This window comes from Longivirga aurantiaca, assembly GCF_042660085.1.
Taxonomy (GTDB): Bacteria; Actinomycetota; Actinomycetes; order S36-B12; family CAIYMF01; genus Longivirga; species Longivirga aurantiaca.
Window position 1 is genome coordinate 364,590 of the sequence record NZ_JBHSTI010000002.1, and the last position, 18,976, is coordinate 383,565.

Genomic DNA, 18,976 nt, shown 5'->3' on the forward strand with positions numbered 1-18,976 from the left:
CACCAGCGAAGGACTCAGCCGGCCGTGAGCGACCTCATCGACACCACGGAGATGTATCTCCGCACCATCTTCGAGCTCGAGGAAGAGGGCATCGTCCCGCTGCGGGCGCGCATCGCCGAGCGGCTCGGCCAGTCCGGCCCGACGGTCTCGCAGACCGTGGCGCGCATGGAGCGCGACGGCCTGCTCTCCGTCGAGGGTGACCGCCACCTCGAGCTGAGCGACGCCGGCCGCGCGATGGCGACCCGCGTCATGCGCAAGCACCGCCTCGCGGAGTGCCTGCTCGTCGAGGTCATCGGCCTCGACTGGGAGGACGTGCACGCCGAGGCCTGCCGTTGGGAGCACGTGATGAGCGAGCGCGTCGAGCGCCGCATCCTCGAGCTGCTCAAGAACCCGACCGTGTCGCCGTACGGCAACCCGATCCCGGGGCTCGAGGAGCTCGACCGCGACGCCGCCGCCTCCGACCTCTCCGGCCTCATGACCCTCGACAAGGTGGTGGGCGAGAGCTCGACCCGCGTCACGGTCGCGCGCATCGGCGAGCCGATCCAGAACGACGCCGCCCTCATGGCCTCGCTGCACCGCGCGGGTGTCGTGCCGGCCGCGACCGTGAAGGTCGTGTCGTCCCCGGGCGGGGTCCTCGTGGGCAGTGCCGGCGAGTACGCCGAGCTCGACTCGGCGACGGCGTCGCACGTCTTCGTCACCAAGGGCTAGCAGCCCCGCCGCGCCTCCCAGCGACGCCCGCCCGACCTCCGTCGGGCGGGCGTCGGAGCGTCGGGGCCGCCACCCGTACGGCGCAGCCCCCGGCCGCCGACGCCCGCTGCCACACCCCGGGCTGGGCCGTTCGGGGGATGACCGGTCCGGTTCGGGCCCGATCCGGTCACGATGCGTCACCGGGCGCTGCTCCGGATGGGCCGTTCCGCCTACCGGTTTTCGGACGCCAGCCGGACGCGGGGCCGGCGTCCGCCCTGGTCTGCTTCGCCCGTGCCCGGGCAGGTCCGGGCCGTGGGAAGGGAGCGGGGATGTTCCACGAGCACGAGAGGGCACGAGCAGCCACGGTCGACCTGACGGATGCGGTGGCGCCCGCCCCGCAGTGGAGTGCCGGTCGGGCCCGATCACGCCGGGCGGCGCTGGAGCTCGCGGCGATCACGGCCCTCGCCTGGGTGGCCGTCGTGGTGCTGAACGACCCGTCGCGCGAGGCGTGGACGCAGAACGACCACCGGTGGCTGGTGCCGGTGCTCGTCCTGCTGGCGGTCGCGGGCAACCGCGTGCGGGCGCGTCTCGGCCGCTCGCGCGGGGAGCGCACGGTCGTCTTCGACGCCACCGGCGCCGCGCTGATCGGGGCCGTGCTGCTGCTTCCTCCGCTGTGGTTCCCGGTGGTCGCGCTGGCCTCGGCCTGGCGGCCGGACCGGCGTCGGCTCACCCTGAACACCGCCATCCGCGTCACCGCCATGTCGGTCGCGATGCTGGCGTACGAGCTCGCGACGTTCATGCTGGACGAGGCCGGCCTCCTCGTCGACACCGTCCGCGTCGCCGGGCTCCTCGCGGCGGGGGCGGCGTACCTCGCGACCGAGGCCGTGGTGCACCGGCGCCACCTCGACGAGGGCGACGGACTCGGCGACGAGATCCCGGGCCTCGGTGCGGAGCTCGTCCGACGCGACTCGCCCGGAGTGGCGCTCGGCCTGCTGGTCGTCGCGCTGCTCGCCGTCTCGCCCGTCACCGCGGTGCTGCTGGTCCCGCTCGCCTGGCTGGTCGTCCAGATGCTCCGGGCGCAGGAGCAGCTGCTGCTCGCGGGCACCGACTACAAGACCGGCCTGCTCACGTACGAGTCGTTCCGGCGGTGCGCCGCGGCCGAGATCGCCCGCGCCCGCCGCCAGGCCCGGCCGCTCGTCGCGGTGATGGTCGACCTCGACGGCATGAAGAGCGTCAACACGCTGCACGGCCACCTCACCGGCGAGATCGTCCTGGCCTCGATCGGCGCTGTCCTGCGCGGCGCCATGCGTGCTGAGGACGTCGTCGCCCGCTTCGGCGGGGACGAGTTCTGCCTCCTGCTGCCCGACACCGACCTCGAGGGCGCGCTCGTGCTCGTGGAGCGGCTGCGCGTGGTGGTCGCCACGACGGCGCTCACCCCGGGCGACGAGCCGCTCTACCGGACGGCGTCGTTCGGCCTCACCGGCCTGCGGATCGTGGACGACGTCGACTCGCTGCTCGGGCGCGCGGACTCGGCCCTGAGCCGGGCCAAGGAGGCCGGCAAGGACCGCCTGGCCTACGAGCTCTGAGCCGTCCCACGCATCCCGGTATGTCCCGTTTCGTGCTGCATCGGGACCAGTCGTTGACACCCGATCGGTGGCCTTTCCGTGATGAACCCGTGACATCGGGGGTGGCTGTGGCCTAGGTTCGTCACGGCCCGTCACCCGACGGGCGCCGAGGGTGGACGCCGAGTCCTGCCAGCCACCCACGGTCATGACCTCGCTGGCAGGAGCGGGGGACCCAGGATTTCCGGGCCTCGCCGCACGGCGAGCCCTCGGGGTGAAGCCGGTCCCCGGACCGGCCGGGTCAATCCACGACCCGAACCCGACAGCTCACCTCGCAGGCGTCGTGGAGGACTCATGGCGTCTGCTCGCGCACGCCTGGGCGCGGCCGTCTCGGCTGCCCTGGCGATCACGTTGCTGCCCGCGTTCACCGCGTCCGCCTCGGCGGCCGTGGCCGACGACACCGGTACGTCGACCTCGACGATCACCGGCACCTCGGTGGTCACCTCGACCTTGACGACCAGCAGCCTCTCGACCTCGACCACCGCGGTGAGCACCACTGCCCCCGCGTCGTTCTCCCTGCCGGTCTCGCGGACCGGGTACGTCACCCTGAGCGCGGCGGCCAAGGCCGACCCGGTCGTGCGCGGCAAGGCCGTGGCCCAGACCGCCGCCCGCTTCGCCGGCGTCCCGTACGTCGCTGGCGGCACGAGCCCCGCCGTCGGCTTCGACTGCTCCGGCTACACGCGCTACGTGTACTCGCGCCTCGGTATCTCGCTGCCGCGCGTCTCGCGCGACCAGTACGCCGCAGCGACGCCGATCCCGCGGAGCACGGCAGTCAAGGGCGACCTCGTGTTCTTCTACAGCACGAGCGGCCGGATCTACCACGTGGCGATCTACGCGGGGAACGGCTACATCTGGCACTCGCCGTACCCCGGGAAGCGTGTGATGCTGGAGCGCATCTGGACCTCGTCCTGGAAGGTCGCGCGCGTCCGCGCCTGACCCTCCCCCTGATCGACGAAGGCGGCCTGCCATCCCCCGTGCGGGCCGCCTTCGTCCTGTCCGGGCAGGGGGTGCGGCGCATTGACGCGTTCATGCGCCAGCATGGTCGCCTGTGACGACCTGGCGGGACGCGCTGCACGGGCTTGCTGCTGACGACGTGGCCCAGCTCGACCACGCCCTCGGGTTCCGGCTCGGCCGGGAGGACCTCGTGCGGTCGCTCATCGACCCGCGCGGCCACCTGTTCCAGCGCCTCGAGTACGTCGGCGACTCGATCCTCGACGCGGTGGTGGTGAGCGAGCTCGTGCGGCTCGAGCCGTGGGACGAGCCCTCGCTGGCGCTGATCAACGGCGAGCAGCAGGCGATGGTCTCCGACCATGCCCTCGGGCGCGTCGCTGCGCGCCGGGGGCTGCCTCGCGTCCGCACGTTCCAGGCGTCGCGGCACCGGCTCGCCGACCGCATCGAGGCTGCGATCGGCGCGATCTGGGCCGACCGCGGTATCGAGGATGCGGCCACAGCGGCGTACGACCTCGTCGTGCGACCAGCGCTCGACGGGCTCCCTCGCCGCGTCGACCTGCCGGTGGCGGCGCGGGCCGAGCGGTACGAGGCGGCGTCGCGGCAGCTCGGGCACGAGCCGGTCGAGCCGGTGTGGTTCGGCGCCGCTGCGGAGCCCGGGCCCACCCGCCGTCGCCTCGCGGTCGTGGGCGACTCGGTCATCGAGGCCGCGATGTCGACCGCCCAGTACGTCGAGGAGCCCGAGGCCAGCGAGGCGGTGCTGAGCGAGGAGCGCAGGGGTGCGACGTCGAACGCGACCGTGTCCCGCCTGGCCCACGACCTGCGGCTCGAGCGCCGCCACGACGACCGGACCGACCGACGGGCGATGGCCGACGAGGTGCAGGCGCTGGTCGGCGCGGTGGCACTGGACGGCGGGATCCGCGCGGGGCTCCTCGTGGCGTCAGGCGTGCTCGGCCGCACGTTCGCGCCCGGACCTCTAGCCTTCTCGACGTGACCGTTCCCCAGAGCCCCGAGTCCCTCGCCGTCCTCGCCGACGGCTCCCTCTCCGGCCGGACGGCCCTCGTCACCGGCGGTGGCAGCGGCATCGGACGAGCGAGCGCCCTGCTCCTCGCCCGGATGGGCGCGCGCGTCTGCGTGGTGGGGCGCACGGCCGACAAGCTCGACGAGACGGTGGCGCTCTCGACGGCGGCCGGGCACCCCGAGCCGATGAGCACCGCGGTCTGCGACGTCCGCGAGCCCGAGCAGGTCGACGTCGTGCTCGACGCCGTCCTCGCCGACCTCGGACGCATCGACATCCTGCTGAACAACGCGGGGGGCCAGTTCGTGTCTCCGGCAGAGTCGTTGTCGCACAAGGGGTTCCGCGCGGTGACGCGGCTCAACCTCGATGCCACGTGGTACATGACGGCCCGTGTGGCCGAGCGCTCGATGCTGCCGAACGGCTACGGCAAGGTCATCAGCATCACGATGTCCCCGCACCGGGGCACGCCGGGGATGGCGCACTCCTCGGCCGCGCGCGCGGCGGTGGAGTCGCTCACCCGCACCCTCTCGGTCGAGTGGGGTCCGCGCGGCGTCCGTGTCGTGGCGATCGCCCCGGGCTTCGTGCACACCGACGCGATCGCGAAGTACGGCATCGACACCTCGGTGCTCTCGAGCATCGTGCCGCTGCCGCGCATGCAGAGCGCCGACGAGGTGGCCGCGCTGGTCGGCTTCCTCGCCTCGCCCGCCGGCGACTACATCACCGGCACGACGATCACCGCCGACGGCGGTCTCGACAACGCCGGACCCGGCATCCTCGGCTGATTCGGAGCTTTCAGCCGCGGTCGAGGGCGAGGCGCAGGGGTACGTCGGCGAAGCCGTGCTGGTCGGGTGCCACGGCGAGCACCTGGTGCAGCTGGATCATGTTGCGGTGGAAGCCCATCTGCGACGCCGCGAGGTACAGCTTCCACACCCGGGCCTTGCCCATCCCTACCTCGGCGACCGCCTCGTCCCAATGCTCCTCGAGGTTCCGGAGCCAGTCGGCGAGGGTCAATGCGTAGTGCTCGCGCAGGTTCTCCTCGTGCCGCACCTCGAACCCCTGGTCCTCCATGGCCGACACGATGCGCCCGATGGGCACGACCTCGCCGTCCGGGAACACGTACCGGTTGATGAAGCCGTTCTTGTAGTGCGTCCGCGAGCCCGTGTCGGTGCGCGTGATGCAGTGGTTGAGCAGCCGGCCGGTCGGGTTGAGCCGTGACCTCAGGAAGCCGAAGTACGCCGGGTAGTGGGCAAGGCCGATGTGCTCGGTGAGCCCGATCGAGGAGATCGCGTCGAAGCCGGTCTCCGGCACGTCGCGGTAGTCCTGGTGCCGCACCTCGGCGAGGTGCCCGAGGCCGTCGGCCTGGATCGCCTCGCGCGCCCACTGCGCCTGCTGCTCGGACAGCGTGACGCCGATCGCCTTGACGCCGTAGTGCTTCGTGGCATGCCGCACGAGGCCGCCCCATCCGCAGCCCACGTCGAGCAGCCGGTCGCCGCGCTGCAGCCCGAGCTTGCGGCAGACGAGGTCGAACTTCTCCTCCTGCGCCTCCTCGAGCGTCGCGTCGGCCTTCGGGTAGACGGCGCACGTGTAGGCCATCGACGGGCCGAGCACCCATCGGTAGAACGTGTTGCTCACGTCGTAGTGGTGGCTGATGGCGTCGGCGTCGCGCCGCTTGGAGTGCCGCGACCCCCCGAGCCGCACCTCCTCCGGCGGCGGCGGCTCGCGGCGGAGCGCGAAGGGAGCGAGCGCGCGGTACAGCCGCAGCTTCTCGGAGCCGGTCGGCTCCGTCACACCGAGCCGGGCCAGCCGGTCGAGCGCCGTGAACAGGTCGCCGTGCACCTCGAGCTCGCCGGCGACGTATGCGCGGGCGAGGCCGAGCTGTCCTGGGGCCGACATGAGGAGCGCCACCGCGCGCGGCGATCGGATGTCCAGGCGCACGTCGCAGTCGATCGGTCCGTGCCTGCTGCCGTCGTACGCCGTCAGCGCGACGTCGACGTCGTCCCCCACCACCAGCGACACCATGTCTGCCAGCTTCATCGCCATCGCTCGCCCCTTCGCCCGCGCTCCTTCGCGCGATCTAGCCCCGACCCACGGTCTTGGTCCACATGTCCGGGAGCCTGCCTCCCGGGTCGTACGTCGCGCGGAGCCCGGAGTAGGCGTCCCCGCCGTAGATCCGCGCAAACTCCTCGGGCGGGTAGAACGCCGTCGAGTAGAGCGACTTCTTCCCGCCCAGCTCGGTGACGACCCGCTCGATCCGCCGGTTGACCCGGCCCTCGGCCGGCGTGACGCCCTCGGGAAGCGGAACGGTCGACCAGAAGCCGACGTTGACATACGTGACCGACGGGTCGAGCTCGTAGAGCGACCACGTCGCACCGGGATCGCGCTGGCGCAGCGGACACACCCACACCGGCTCGATGCCCACCTCGCGGTGGAAGAAGTCGAGGAACTCCGACAGCGCCCCGACCGGCACCTCGACGTCCTGCACCACCTGCTCGCGCGCGGGGCGACGCCGCGCGGAGTCGAGCCGCGCGGAGAACGACGTACGCCGGTCGAGCGCCACGAGCTTCCAGTAGACGTCCGAACGCAGCTTGGACGTGGGCCACAGGCGGCGCACGAGGGGCTTCTGCACCCCGAACGCCCGGGAGCACCAGAACCAGTCGGTGTCCCAGCGCCACAGGTAGTCGTGCGTGGTCAGCAGATCGGTGCGGCGCTGCTGGATCGAGCGGTAGTAGATGTGCTCGCCGGTGTAGTCGCTCGGGGCGCGGCTCGCGGTCTCGGCGTACGTCGCCAGCGTCAGGTACGACTCGGTCGCCGAGAACACCGTGCCGTCGACGTAGTCGACCCTGGTGCCGTCGTACGAGCCGGACGCCGTGATGTCGGAGATGGCCGTCGCGAGCGATGCGGCGTCGCCGCAGGGCACGTGCCGCAGCGCCATGAACGGCGTGACGGGCTCGAGCTCGATCCGCAGGCGCAGCGCGTAGCCGAGCGAGCCGTACGAGTTCGGGAAGCCGTGGAACAGCGCGGAGTGCTCGTTGTCGAGGGTCGCGGTCACGACGCGCCCGTCGCCGGTGAGCACGTCGAGGTCGAGCACCGACTCGTGCGGGCAGCCGTTGCGCCACGACGCGCTCTCGATCCCGAGCCCGGTGACCGCGCCGCCGAGCGTGATCGTGCGCAGCTGCGGCACGCACAGCGGCACGAGGCCGTGCGGCAGGGTCGCCGCCACCAGCTCCTCGTACGTCGTCATGCCGAGGACATCGGCCGTGCGCGCCTCGACGTCGACCTCCAGCACTCCGCGGAAGGCCGCGACGTCGAGCCCCGGCGTGCCGGTCGCCGATCGGGCGCGGAAGAGGTTGGACGTGGTCTTGGCCAGCCGCACGGGCGCCCCGGCCGGGAGCGCGCGGTACTGCCCCACCAGTGCGTCGACGGCCCGGTCGTACGCGCTGCGGGTCACGGTCGGTGTGACGGTGAGAGCCACGCCTCAGAACCTAGCCCCGAGCCCACGCCGCGGGGCAGGGTTTGTGCCGAGATCGGACACCGCCGCAGACGACGGCCCGCCGCCCCGGTGGAGGGCGACGGGTCCGGTGATCGGGACGAGGCTGGGATCAGACGCGGCGCAGGAGGCTGAGGCCGGTGCCCTCGCCGACGCAGGTCTGCAGGACCAGGTCGGCGTTGGTGCTCGGCATGGCCCCGCTCTGGCGGCCGAGGCGCATGTGGTCGTAGACCCGGTACGTGCCCTGCGCGACGCCGGAGGTGACGACCACGGTCGTGCCGGTCTTCACGAAGGCGAGCCACTGGTAGCCGCAGTAGTTGTGCGCGGCGAGCCACAGCGGGCTGCTGGACCAGAGGACGAGCTGGCACTTGTCGATGGCGGCCTGCGACCCGGGGGCGTTGACGTAGCCCTTGATGTAGATCGTCTTAGGCGCCGATGCGGCGGCCCGGGCTGCCGTGGCCTTCTTCTCGGCGGCTGCCTTCTTCGCAGCTGCAGCAGCCTTGGCTGCGGCGGCCTTCGCGGCGGCTGCCTTCTTCGCGGCCGCTGCCCTGGCTGCCGCCTCGTCCGCTGCTGCCTGCTCGGCGGTCTGCGCCAGGCCGGCTGCGACCGCGGAGTGGACGAGGGAGGCGGCCGGGGAGACGACGGCGGCGGCGGTGACCGGGCCGCCGGTCGAGGCGACGACCGCGTCGTCCTGGCCGGCGAAGGCGGCGACCGTGGTGCCGGTGAGCACGAACAGCGCCGTGGCCGTGGCGAGGGCTGCCGATCGGCGGAGGTGCCGCGTGCGTGTCATGGTCAAGGCATCGGACCATCGGCCGAGCGACTGAACGCCGTTGCTCCATAGGGGTGAACACCAAGAATCACCGTTCGGCCGCTCAAGTCGGCCGACGCCGGGGCCGACGGCCGGCGCCGCAGCGGGAACCACCGACTCCAGGCTCTGCAGCGGTGCTCGCGCGTAGCGTGGGGTCGTGCCCGCCCGGACTGCGTACGCGGCCGTCGTGCTCGACGGCGGCCGCAGCCGACGCATGGGCGGGGTCGACAAGCCCGGGTTGCGCATCGCCGGCCGGACGCTGCGCGCGCGCGTCGTGGCGGCGGTGTCCGACGCGACGGTGGTGGTGCTCGTGGGGCCGCCGACCCCCGAGGACGCCGAGCTGCCGCCCAACGCCGTACGCGTGCGCGAGGACCCTCCCCTCGGCGGTCCGCTCGCGGCGCTCGCCGCGGCGCTGCCGCTCGTGGACACCGACCTCGTGGTGGTGCTGGCCGCCGACCTGGTCGAGGCCGCGGCGCTGCCGGCCGCACTGCTCGCCGCGCTCGCCGGCGATGCGACCGCCGAGGCGGTCGTCGCCGTCGACCCGGACGGCCGCCGGCAGTGGCTGGCGGCGGCCTACCGGACCTCCGCCGTGCGCCGGTCGCTCGACGCGCTGCTGGTGCTGGACGGCGTCCAGGACCACCGTTTCGGCGACCTCGTCGACCTGCTCCGCGTGGTGGACCTGCCGCGGACCGACGTGGAGGACATCGACACCCCGGACGACCTCGCCCGGGTGAGGGAGCGTCACCCCGAGTGAAGGAGCACACCGTGCTGGACGACTGGACCCGCGAGCTGGCTGCTGCGCTCGGTGTCGAGATGACGGCCGAGGTCGACACCGTCCTCGACCTCGCCGGCGACGCGGCCCGCGCCGTGCTGCGCCCGGCGGCGCCGGTCACGACCTACCTCGTCGGCTTCGCCGCCGCACGCAACGGCGGAGACGCGGCTGCGGTCGCCGACGCGGTGGCCACGGCACGGGCGCTCGCGGCGGCCTGGGCCGAGCGGCAGCAGTCCTAGACTCGCCGCCTGCGGACCGATCGCGGCGACCAGGAGGTGGCGGTGTGAGCACGGCCGACCTCGGGCACGGCGACGAGCCCCGCGCCCGCACGGGGGCCACCGCGAGCGTGCGCGTGCTGCGGGTGGGCGGCGCCGCCGCCGGGCCGAGACCCGACTGGGTCGTCGTCGAGGAGCCGTTGCAGGTGCACCTGCGCCATCGCGGCGTCACGGCCCTCCTCGGCTCGACGATGCGCACCCCGGGTCACGACCGCGAGCTGGGCGTCGGACTGGCGGTGGCCGAGGGCGTCGTGCGCCGCCGGGAGGACGTGCTCGAGGTGCGGCACTGCGCCGGCGACATGATCCGCTCGGACAACGACGTGATGCTGGTGATCGCCGACGACGTGGGGATCGACGGCGCACGGCTCGGCCGGGTGTCGCACCCGTCGAGCGCCTGCGGCATGTGCGGTCGGGACCACATCGACGACCTCCTCGCGATGGTGCCGCCCGTCGGCCGCGACGTCGCCGTCAGCGCCGAGGTCCTGCTCTCGCTCCCCGAGGCGATGTCCGAGCGGCAGACCGTGTTCCGCAAGACCGGCGGGCTGCACGCCGTCGCGCTCGCCACGGCCGACGGCTCGGTGCTGCTCGTCCGGGAGGACGTGGGACGGCACAACGCCGTCGACAAGGCGGTGGGTGCCGGGCTGCTCGACGGCGTGGTGGCCGACGTGCTCGTGGTGAGCGGACGTGCGGGCTTCGAGGTGGTGCAGAAGACCGCGATGGCGGGCATCCCCGTGCTCGTCGCGGTGTCGGCGCCGACGTCGCTCGCGGTCGACGCCGCCCGCGACGCCGGCCTCACCCTGGCGGCCTTCGTGCGCGGCGACCGGATGACCGTCTACTCGGGCGAGCACCGGATCACGGGGGTCGCCTGAGGCTCAGCCCTGCGCCGCGATCGCCCTGCCGACCGCACGCATCGCGCCGAGCACGTCGTCGCGCTTCGGGTCGTGGGCCGACGGCGTCCAGGACGCGACCACGGCGTACGCCGTCACCAGCTCGCCGGACGCGACGATCCCGACGTCCGCGCGCACCCCGGAGTCGGTGCCGGTCTTGCCGAGCAGCCGGATCCCGCGGTCCTCCTCGACGTGCGCGAGCGGGTCGAGGCCGAGGTCGCCGGGCACCATCGAGAGGTCGACGCCCGAGGCCAGCCAGCGCCTCAGCACCGCCCACTCGAGCGAGTCCTCGGTGGCGAGCAGGGCCGCGAACCGCGCCAGGTCGAGGGCGCACCCCTGCGACAGCGTGGGCGGGTCGTCGGTGGTGCGGACGTCGCGGACCTGGTCGTGCAGGCGCAGCGTCCCGAGGCCGAGCGACGGCCCGACCTCGGCGACAGCATCGAGCCCGACGTGCCTCAGCAGGACGTTCGTGGCCAGGTTGTCCGAGACGCTCGCCACGAGGAGCGCGACGTCCTCCAGCGGCAGCGCGTCGGTGCGCAGGTGCTGCCACAGGCCGGAGTCCGCGACGGAGTCCGCCGGGCCGCGGCGCAGCGGCGTGGAGGGGTCGAGCCGGCCGTCGGCCAGGCGGCGTGCGGTCTCGAGCAGCAGGAGCAGCTTGCCCACGCTCGCTGTCGGCAGCACGCGGTCCGGGTGGCGGACGGCGAGGAGCCGTCCGGTGGCGGCGTCGAGCACCACGGCCGACCACGCGACGTCGGCCACCGCGTCCAGCGGGGTCAGGAGATCGTCCACGCCGAGAGCCTTGCACGTGCGTGAGCCGGACCGCTGAGGGCGGCTCGGGGACGGTGCTCGCTGGAGCGGGGGAGGGGGCGGGTCCTCCCCGGAAAGGGCAGGGCGTTCCCATTCCCGGGGCGAACCCTCCCCCTCCCCCTCCTCCTTTCGCAGCGGCCCTGAGGCCTTCCCGACGAGGGCCCGGATGGCCCGGTCTCCAGTGCGAGCCGCCCGTCCTCCCTCCCCAGGGACGAGGCAGCTCGGCCGGCCGACGAGCGGGGCGTGGGGAGGTGCGGCGTTGGGCGCGCTTGGTGCGCCGGGCGCACGTACGCTCGGGCACGGCAGAGGATGACGGGCGGCCGGGGAGAGTGCAGCGATGACAGGTCGGCGGACGGTCGGCGCCGTCGACAACATCTGGCTGCGGATGGACCGCCCCGCCAACCTCATGGTGATCGACTCCGTGATGTGGCTCGACGAGCCGCTCGACCTCGAGCGCTTCCGAGCCGTCGTGCAGCGCCGGATCGTCGACCGGTTCCCTGTGTTCTCCCAGCGGATCGCGCCGGACACCCTCCCGCTGCTCGCACCGCAGTGGGAGGACGACCCCGAGTTCGACCTCGACCGGCACCTGTTCATGGCGGTGCTGCCGGAGCCCGCGGGGGAGGCGGAGCTGAAGGCGTTCGTCGAGTCGGTGATGCACGTGCCCCTCGACCGTGCTCACCCGCTCTGGCAGATACACATCATCGAGGGGTACGGCGGCGGCGCGGCGGTGGTGAGCAGGTTCCACCACGCGATCGCGGACGGCATCGCGCTCGCGCAGGTGCTCCTGTCGCTCACCGACGAGGAGCCGGACGGAGACCTCGTGGACGTCAGCCCGGAGCCGCCGCCCAACGCGGGCTGGACGCTGTCCGTCCCCGGCCTCGGCACGGCGCGGAACGCGATCAACGAGGCGTCGAAGCTCGTGCGACCGTCGGTCGTGCGCGACGCGTTCACCCTGGTGTCGCAGACGGCGCACATCGCCGACAAGCTGCTGCTCGGGTCGAACCCGCCCGGGCCGCTCCTCGGGCAGCCGGGGCTCGCCAAGCGGGCGGTGTGGTCGCGTCCGCACCCCATCGCGCAGATCAAGGCCATCGGGCGCTCGAGCGGCGCCACGGTGAACGACGTGCTCGTGGCCGCAGTGACCGGCGCGCTGGCGTCGTACGTGCTCGACGAGGGTGGGGTCCCCGAGGACCTGACCACGATGGTCCCGGTGAACCTGCGGCCGATCGACAAGCCGCTGCCGCGCGAGCTCGGCAACAAGTTCGCCCTCGCCATGCTGCCGATGCCGTTGGCCGAGAGGTCGCCGCGCGACCGGCTCACGGCCGCCAAGCAGCGGATGGACCGGATCAAGGAGTCGCCCGAGGCGCTCATCACCTTCGGCCTCATCAATGCGATCGGATTGACGCACCCCAAGGTGGAGGACCTGCTCGTCGACTTCTTCTCGAGCAAGGCGATCGGCGTCACGACCAACGTGATGGGCCCGCTGCAGGACCGCTACCTCGCGGGCAGCCGCATCGCCGGCGTCCTCGGGTGGGTGCCGGGCTCGGGCCACCAGACCGTCGGCGTCTGCATCTTCAGCTACAACCAGACCGTGCGCGTCGGGTTCAAGGTCGACGCGACCGTCGTGCCGGACGCCGACCGGCTCGTCGACGCTTTCGACGCCGAGCTCGACGACCTCCTGGCCATCTCCACCGCAGCGCACCGAGGAGCGTGACGCCGTGGCGACCGACAACGCCGTGAAGACCGTCCGGATCGAGGCCCCGGCGCAGGACGCGCTGGCCACGATCCGCGCCGTCGAGGGCCAGGTCGTCTGGGTGCACGAGATCAAGGCCGCGCAGGTGCTCACCCGCGACGACGAGGGTCTGCCGATCACCGCGGCCTTCGCGGCGTCGACGCCGGTGGGCACCGACGAGTACACGCTCGCGTACACGCACCGTGCCGACGGCATGGACTGGACCCTCGTGCAGGGCAAGCTGCAGACGGGGCAGGAGGCGCACTACACCGTGGTGCCCGCCGGCGCGGACGCCTGCGACGTGACCTTCGACCTGACCGTGAGCCACAACCTGCCCATCCCGGGGTTCCTGCGGCGCAAGGTCATCGGCGACCTCGTCACGAGCACGCTCACCGGTCTGCGGCGTCACCTCGAGGGCTGACCTTCACCGGATCGCGGCCGCGGCCGCGCAGGTCCTGCTCGAGCCGTGAGAGCGCGGTCTGCACCTCTGCGAGGCGGGTGAGCATCTCGGCGTCGTCCGCCTGCTCGCGCTTGTCCTCCTCCTCGCGCGCCTTCTCCATCGAGCTGATCACGACGCCGATGAGGAGGTTGAAGACGATGAACGCCGCCAGCAGCACGTACGAGACGAAGAACGGGATGGCGAACATGCTGACAGGCTCGGCCTCGGCGAGGTACGTCGGGAAGTTCTCGAGCGTCAGCAGCACGAAGAGCGTGAGCATCGACCGGCCGATGGTCCCCCACGTCTCGGGGAGCGCCGCGCCGAACAGCGACCAGCCGATCATGCCGTAGACGAACAGCAGCAGGACCGTGAGCACCACCATGCTCGCGACGGCGGGGATCGACTTGATGACCGTGAGCACGAGCATGCGGGCGTCGGGGAGGAAGCGCACCAGGCGCACGATCCGCGCGAGGCGCAGGAGCCGGAGCAGCTGGGCCTGCTCGCGCACGCCCGGGAGCAGGACAGCCCCGATCACCACGAGGTCGAAGACGTTCCAGCCGTTGCGCAGGAAGTCCTGTGGCCGGCGGCCGTACGACGCGATGCGGAGGCCGAGCTCGACGACGAAGACCACGAAGAAGAGCTCGTTGAGCAGCACGAGCACGCCGCCGTACGAGTCCATGACCTCCGGGTAGGTCTCGAGCCCGAGGACGACGGCGTTCGCCACGATGACCGCAGCGATCGCGAGGTTGAAGCGGGACGAGTCGACGAGCCGGGCGATACGCCCGGCCCGTCGACTGTCACCTCCCGACGCGGAGGAGGAGGTCACCCGCGCCCCTGGGGGGTCGATTCCGCCGGATCGGCGGTGGGCGCGGTGCCGACTGCGTCGGGGTGGTCGGCGGACGGGCTCCCGGACCCGTCCGCCGACCTTTCCGCGAGATCGACAGGGGCGGCGTCGATCTCGGCGGCGGGGGGGTCCTGGCCGCGCGTGGCGCGCAGGCTGAGGACGATGGAGCCGGTGATGATCGACGTGACCACCACGAGCGAGACCCAGGTCGGGATCTTCACGATGTCCACGACCAGGAACATCTTGATGCCGACCCAGATGAGGACGAACGACAGGCCGGCCTTCAGGTACACGAACCGGTGCATGAGGTCGGCGAGCAGGAAGTACATCGCCCGAAGGCCGAGGATCGCGAAGGCGTTCGAGGCGAAGACGAGGAACGGCTCGCTCGTCACGGCGAAGACCGCGGGGATCGAGTCGACCGCGAAGATGATGTCGGTGACCTCGATCATCACGAGCACGAGCAGCAGCGGAGTGGCGAGACGCTTGCCGTTCTTGCGGATCCACAGCTTCTGGCCGTGGTACTCGTCGGTCGACGGCACGCGCCGGCGCCACCACGCGACGATCTTGGACGTCGACGGGTCGATGTGCGCGTCGCGCGTGCGCCACATCTTCCAGCCCGTCCAGACCAGGAAGAGCGCGAAGATGTACAGCACCCAGGCGAACGACGCGATGAGGGCGGAGCCGGCGGCGATGAAGATCGCGCGGAACACGAGGGCGCCGACGACACCGAGGAAGAGCACGCGGTGCTGGTACTGCCTCGGGACGGCGAAGTAGCTGAAGATGATCGCCCAGACGAACACGTTGTCGACGGCGAGCGACTTCTCGATCACGTACCCGGCGAAGTACTGCTGGCCGAACTCCGCGCCGTACACGGCCCAGATGACGCCGCCGGCGACGACGCCGATCGCGACCCAGATCCCTGTCCAGGTGGCGGCCTCGCGCACGGGGATCTCGTGGGCGTCGCGGTGCAGGAAGAGGTCGACGGCGAGCATCGCGAGAATCGCGACGAGCACGGCGCCCCAGGCGAGAAGGGACACGTCCACAGGAGAAACCTCCAGGTCGTACGGCATCCCGGAAGAAATGCCGTCGCAGGCCTGGTCTCCTTCACCCGGCGAGCCGGGCGGCGTCCCGGGCGGCACACGGGCCGCCGTACTGACGAGACGCTCTTGGTGAAGTACTCCCCACCGCGAACGCTAATACACGAACTGCATTTCCTGCAAATCGCACCAGGTGGGGGTCGAACCGCATCGCTGGGGACGCGTTCGGACCTCCAGCCCGAGACCCCCGCCGATTTGGTAGTGGAAAGTCGCGGCAGGGCGCGACTTTCCACTACCAAGTCGGGGTGCGGCCGGATTCGCCTGTGGTTGCTGTGGATATCGCCTGTCGGTGGTCGGTGCATTGTCGGAGGTGGTCGGCATGATGGGGTCATGTCGCAGGCCACCATCGTCGATCCGGCGGTGGAGCTCGCGCGCCTGGTCGCGGGTGCGCGGGGCCTGCTTGCGGAGGCGTCGGCGCTGGCCGGTTCCGGTGCCGTGTCTGAGGTGCAGCTGGCGGGTCTGCCGGAGCTGACGGCGGAGCTGTTCGCGGCCCGGGACGCCGCCCACGCCCTGGGCGTGGTTGCGGTCGATCGCCTGGACGCGTCGGGGGTGCTGGCGTCGGCGGGGTTCGGGTCGACGACGGCGTTCCTGACCCAGCGCACCGGCATGGCCCCCGGCAGGGCCAGCAGCGTCGTCTCCGGCGCCCGCACGCTGCGGTCGTACGCCGCGACGCGCGTCGCGCTGGTCGCGGGCCGGGTCACCCCGGACCTGGCCGCTGCCCTGGTGCGCGGGTCGGAGGCTGCGATCGCGGACAGGACCGCCGACGACCGGGTGCAGTGGCGGGCGTTCTGCGAGGACTACCTCCTCCCCATCGCCGAGCAGGGCTCGGTCGAGGAGGTCGTGGGCGCTGCCGCGGTCCTCAAGGAGATCCTGGATCCGGAGGCCGCGGCCCGCCGGGCCGAGGAGGCGATGGCTCAGCAGTTCTTGACGGTGACCCGGGTGGGGGACCAGTTCGTGATCAAGGGTGCGTTGACCCTGGAGGACGGCGCGGCGCTCAAGGTGCTGCTGGACCGGATGCGCGACGCGAAGTTCCGGTCGGGCTCGCTCACCCCTGAGGAGCAGCCCACCGGGGATGCCGCGGTCGACGAGCGCCGGCGCCGGATCGCCGCGGCGCACCAGGACGCCCTGTCGTTGAACCACCTCGTGCAGCTGTGGCTGACCAGCGGCATGGTCGGCCGCGCCCACGGGGTCCGACCGCACGTCACCATCACCACGTCGGTCGACGACCTCGACGCGGGGTTCCCGGGCGAGATGACCGTCCCCGGGATGTCGTCCCCGGTGCTGGTCAACGCCGAGACGGTGAAGCGGATGCTGTGCGACGCGTCGGTGACCGAGCTCGGCGTCATCGGGTCCGTCGCGGACCGGCACGCGCACCACCACGACGGCGTCCCCTGCCACGGCGCTGCCCACCGGGGGCGACACGGGCACGTGCACGGCGTCGGCGGCTGCGAGCTCAACGCGGACTCGGCGCGGTTGCTGCGCCGCCGCCACCACGTCTGGGACGAGGGACGCCGGTACCGCACCGTGCCGCCCCGCCTGCGTCGGGCGCTGGACCTGCGGGACCGGCACTGCGCCTTCCCCGGCTGCCGGATCGCGGTCGGGTGGTGCGAGGCCCACCACATCACCGAGTGGGAGCACGGCGGCGCGACCGACCTCGACAACCTCACGCTGCTATGCGCGAAGCACCACCACGCGGTGCACGAGGGCGGCTGGACCATCGTGAAGAACCCCGGCATCGATCCGGGCTGCCCGACCTGGCTCACCGTCGAACCGCCCGACCCCAGCCCCGTCCGAACCCGGCCCTGAAGAAGGGCCGGCGCGCGAGGGATCCACCAGCACCACCCCGAGACCGCACCACCCGACAGGGAGCGGTCCCTTCGGCATGTCCAGGCACGGGTGGCACCGCGAGAAGCAACAGGCAGTCGGCGTCACCGCGGATGGCCGATTCGGTAGTGGAATCTCGCGCTCTGCCCCGACTTTCCACTACCAAATCGCGCCCCGACGTGCCGTTCGCGTTCGCTTGGTTCGTGGCCAACCGGCATCATCGCCGCGTGCCGACGATCAGGCAACTACTGATGAACGACCTCTGCGTCGATCTCGGCTTCTGCTTGCCTCCGGAGGCGACCCGGCGCCTGCCTGGCTAGTCCAACCCAGACCCGCCGCGTTCGCCGACGCCATCTTCGAGGCCGAGGGCTCACCGGGCCCGAGCGTGACCTGCATCGGTACCGAGAGGTTCGCAGGCGGGCGGCTGAGGTCCTGAGCATGGACACGCCCTGGGCGATTGGCGCCGCTGTCGCTCGTTTCGCGCTGTGCGTGTCTCTTGGGCGCGTGGCGCGGAGGGGGGATGGTCCGCGAGGTCCCCAGGCCGCCCATCACGCGTCAGGCGAGTCGGGCCAGCAGGAGCTTGGCGACGATCTCGGTCATGATCTCGGTCGTGCCGCCGCCGATGCCGAGGATCCGGCTGTCGCGGTAGTGGCGCTCGACCTCGCACTCGCGCATGTAGCCCATGCCGCCGTGCAGCTGCACGGCCGCGTCGACCACGCGGTCGCAGGCGGCGACTGCGGTGTTCTTGGCCATCGCGACGCGCATGAGGACGTCGTCGCCGGCGAGCCAGTCGTCGGTGACGGCACGGGTGTACGTGCGGGCGACGTCGACGTCGCGGGCCATCTCGGCCAGCCGGTGCGCCACCACCTGTCGGCTGGCGAGGGGACGGCCGAAGGTTTCCCGCTGGCGCGTCCACGCGATGCTGAGGTCGAGGCAGCGCTGCGCGGTGGCGTACGCCTGGACGGCGATCGACAGCCGCTCGGCCGCGAACTGGCCGACGATCTGCAGGAAGCCGGTGCCTTCCGCGCCGACGAGGTTGGCGCGCGGCACGCGCACCTCGTCGAAGGTGATCCCGGCGGTGTCCGAGCAGAGCCACCCCATCTTCGCGAGGGGTGCCGACACGGTGACGCCGGGTGCGGAGCTGTCGATCACGAGCAGGGAGATCCCGCCGGCGCCGTCACCGCCCGTGCGGACCGCGGTCGTGATGAAGTCCGCGCGGGTGCCGGACGTGATGTAGAGCTTCGCGCCGCTCACGACGTAGTCGTCGCCGTCGACGACTGCCCGCGTGCGGATGCCGGCCACGTCGGAGCCGCCGTCCGGCTCCGTGATCGCCAGCGACACGATGCGCTCGCCGGCGAGCACCGGGCGCGCCACGCGGTCGACCAACGCCGGGTCGCCCGCGGTCACGAGGTGCGGGAGCCCGATGCCGTGGGTGAACAGCGCGGCCACGAGGCCGGACGACGCGCCCGACAGGATCAGCTCCTCGGCCACGACGAACGCGTCGATCGGCGTGCCGCCGCTGCCACCGACCGACTCCGGGAACCCGATGCCGAGCAGCCCCGCCTCGGCGGTCTTCCGGTGCAGCTCGCGCGGCACCGATCCGGCCGCCTCCCACTCCGCGAGGTGCGGCAGCACCTCGCGCTCGCTGAAGCGCCGTACCGTCTCGCGCAGGAGCCGTCGTTCCTCGGTGTCCCAGCTGTCCATGGGCGGTGCCTCTCCCTCATCTGCCGAG

18 protein-coding genes and 1 riboswitch are annotated in these 18,976 nt (G+C 72.3%); of the genes, 11 read left to right on the forward strand and 7 right to left on the reverse strand.

The features are described 5' to 3' along the window. Positions 1–24 precede the first annotated feature (24 nt). From ACFQGU_RS01970 to ACFQGU_RS01990, 5 genes are all read left to right on the forward strand, one after another. A complete protein-coding gene (locus ACFQGU_RS01970; RefSeq protein ID WP_386763670.1) occupies positions 25–708 on the forward strand; it encodes a metal-dependent transcriptional regulator in 684 nt (227 codons plus the stop codon). A gap of 308 nt (positions 709–1,016) precedes the next feature. Then, on the forward strand, positions 1,017–2,273 hold the full coding sequence (locus ACFQGU_RS01975) for a sensor domain-containing diguanylate cyclase (RefSeq protein ID WP_386763671.1): 1,257 nt from the start codon (positions 1,017–1,019) through the stop codon (positions 2,271–2,273). A gap of 146 nt (positions 2,274–2,419) precedes the next feature. Then, positions 2,420–2,605: riboswitch (cyclic di-AMP (ydaO/yuaA leader) on the forward strand. Then, positions 2,604–3,245, forward strand: a complete 642-nt coding sequence (locus ACFQGU_RS01980; RefSeq protein WP_386763672.1) for a C40 family peptidase — start codon at positions 2,604–2,606, stop codon at positions 3,243–3,245. Its footprint overlaps the riboswitch before it by 2 nt. 112 nt (positions 3,246–3,357) lie before the next feature. Next, a complete protein-coding gene (locus ACFQGU_RS01985) occupies positions 3,358–4,251 on the forward strand; it encodes a ribonuclease III domain-containing protein (protein WP_386763673.1) in 894 nt (297 codons plus the stop codon). Further along, positions 4,248–5,057, forward strand: coding sequence for an SDR family oxidoreductase (locus ACFQGU_RS01990; protein ID WP_386763674.1), 810 nt, complete (start codon positions 4,248–4,250; stop codon positions 5,055–5,057). Before ACFQGU_RS01985 ends, ACFQGU_RS01990 begins: the two co-directional genes overlap by 4 nt. A 10-nt stretch (positions 5,058–5,067) precedes the next feature. On the opposite strand, the gene ACFQGU_RS01995 is transcribed toward ACFQGU_RS01990, so the two are convergent. The 3 genes from ACFQGU_RS01995 to ACFQGU_RS02005 form a co-directional block, all read right to left on the reverse strand. Further along, the gene (locus ACFQGU_RS01995) at positions 5,068–6,309 is read right to left on the reverse strand and encodes a class I SAM-dependent methyltransferase (RefSeq protein WP_386763946.1); all 1,242 of its coding nucleotides are present in this window, start codon (positions 6,307–6,309) and stop codon (positions 5,068–5,070) included. A gap of 40 nt (positions 6,310–6,349) precedes the next feature. After that, positions 6,350–7,747 (reverse strand): FAD-binding oxidoreductase, encoded by a 1,398-nt coding sequence (locus ACFQGU_RS02000; protein ID WP_386763675.1) that lies wholly within the window; start codon positions 7,745–7,747, stop codon positions 6,350–6,352. Positions 7,748–7,874: 127 nt separating this feature from the next. Continuing rightward, entirely contained in the window at positions 7,875–8,552 is a 678-nt protein-coding gene (locus ACFQGU_RS02005) for a hypothetical protein (RefSeq protein ID WP_386763676.1), read from the reverse strand. A gap of 175 nt (positions 8,553–8,727) precedes the next feature. Here ACFQGU_RS02005 and mobA point away from each other — a divergent pair, with 175 nt between their 5' ends. Genes mobA through fdhD form a run of 3 tightly spaced genes read left to right on the forward strand, consistent with a single transcriptional unit; the run spans position 8,728 to position 10,486 of the window. Then, positions 8,728–9,324, forward strand: a complete 597-nt coding sequence (mobA, locus tag ACFQGU_RS02010; protein ID WP_386763677.1) for a molybdenum cofactor guanylyltransferase — start codon at positions 8,728–8,730, stop codon at positions 9,322–9,324. Positions 9,325–9,335: 11 nt separating this feature from the next. Further along, positions 9,336–9,581: a DUF6457 domain-containing protein gene (locus tag ACFQGU_RS02015; protein ID WP_386763678.1), complete on the forward strand. Its 246-nt coding sequence runs from the start codon at positions 9,336–9,338 to the stop codon at positions 9,579–9,581. Positions 9,582–9,625: 44 nt separating this feature from the next. Beyond that, on the forward strand, positions 9,626–10,486 hold the full coding sequence (gene fdhD / locus ACFQGU_RS02020; RefSeq protein ID WP_386763679.1) for a formate dehydrogenase accessory sulfurtransferase FdhD: 861 nt from the start codon (positions 9,626–9,628) through the stop codon (positions 10,484–10,486). Between the two features lie 3 nt (positions 10,487–10,489). On the opposite strand, the gene ACFQGU_RS02025 is transcribed toward fdhD, so the two are convergent. Then, entirely contained in the window at positions 10,490–11,293 is an 804-nt protein-coding gene (locus tag ACFQGU_RS02025; RefSeq protein WP_386763680.1) for a serine hydrolase, read from the reverse strand. Positions 11,294–11,648: 355 nt separating this feature from the next. On the opposite strand from ACFQGU_RS02025, the gene ACFQGU_RS02030 reads away from it, so the two are divergent. Both ACFQGU_RS02030 and ACFQGU_RS02035 read left to right on the forward strand, forming a co-directional pair. Further along, positions 11,649–13,022 (forward strand): wax ester/triacylglycerol synthase family O-acyltransferase, encoded by a 1,374-nt coding sequence (locus ACFQGU_RS02030; RefSeq protein WP_386763681.1) that lies wholly within the window; start codon positions 11,649–11,651, stop codon positions 13,020–13,022. 4 nt (positions 13,023–13,026) lie between these two features. Beyond that, complete coding sequence (locus ACFQGU_RS02035) at positions 13,027–13,461, forward strand: SRPBCC family protein (protein WP_386763682.1); 435 nt, start codon at positions 13,027–13,029, stop codon at positions 13,459–13,461. On the opposite strand, the gene ACFQGU_RS02040 is transcribed toward ACFQGU_RS02035, so the two are convergent. Beyond that, positions 13,430–14,305 carry an ion transporter gene (locus ACFQGU_RS02040; RefSeq protein ID WP_386763683.1) on the reverse strand — a complete coding sequence of 292 codons (876 nt, stop codon included), beginning with the start codon at positions 14,303–14,305 and terminating at the stop codon, positions 13,430–13,432. The genes ACFQGU_RS02035 and ACFQGU_RS02040 overlap by 32 nt on opposite strands. Further along, the gene (locus ACFQGU_RS02045) at positions 14,302–15,366 is read right to left on the reverse strand and encodes a TerC family protein (RefSeq protein WP_386763684.1); all 1,065 of its coding nucleotides are present in this window, start codon (positions 15,364–15,366) and stop codon (positions 14,302–14,304) included. Before ACFQGU_RS02045 ends, ACFQGU_RS02040 begins: the two co-directional genes overlap by 4 nt. A 384-nt stretch (positions 15,367–15,750) precedes the next feature. Here ACFQGU_RS02045 and ACFQGU_RS02050 point away from each other — a divergent pair, with 384 nt between their 5' ends. Further along, positions 15,751–17,226, forward strand: coding sequence for an HNH endonuclease signature motif containing protein (locus tag ACFQGU_RS02050; protein ID WP_386763685.1), 1,476 nt, complete (start codon positions 15,751–15,753; stop codon positions 17,224–17,226). A 573-nt stretch (positions 17,227–17,799) separates the two neighbouring features. Here the strand turns inward: ACFQGU_RS02050 and ACFQGU_RS02055 are convergent. Beyond that, a complete protein-coding gene (locus tag ACFQGU_RS02055) occupies positions 17,800–18,948 on the reverse strand; it encodes an acyl-CoA dehydrogenase family protein (RefSeq protein ID WP_386763686.1) in 1,149 nt (382 codons plus the stop codon). Positions 18,949–18,976 lie beyond the last annotated feature (28 nt).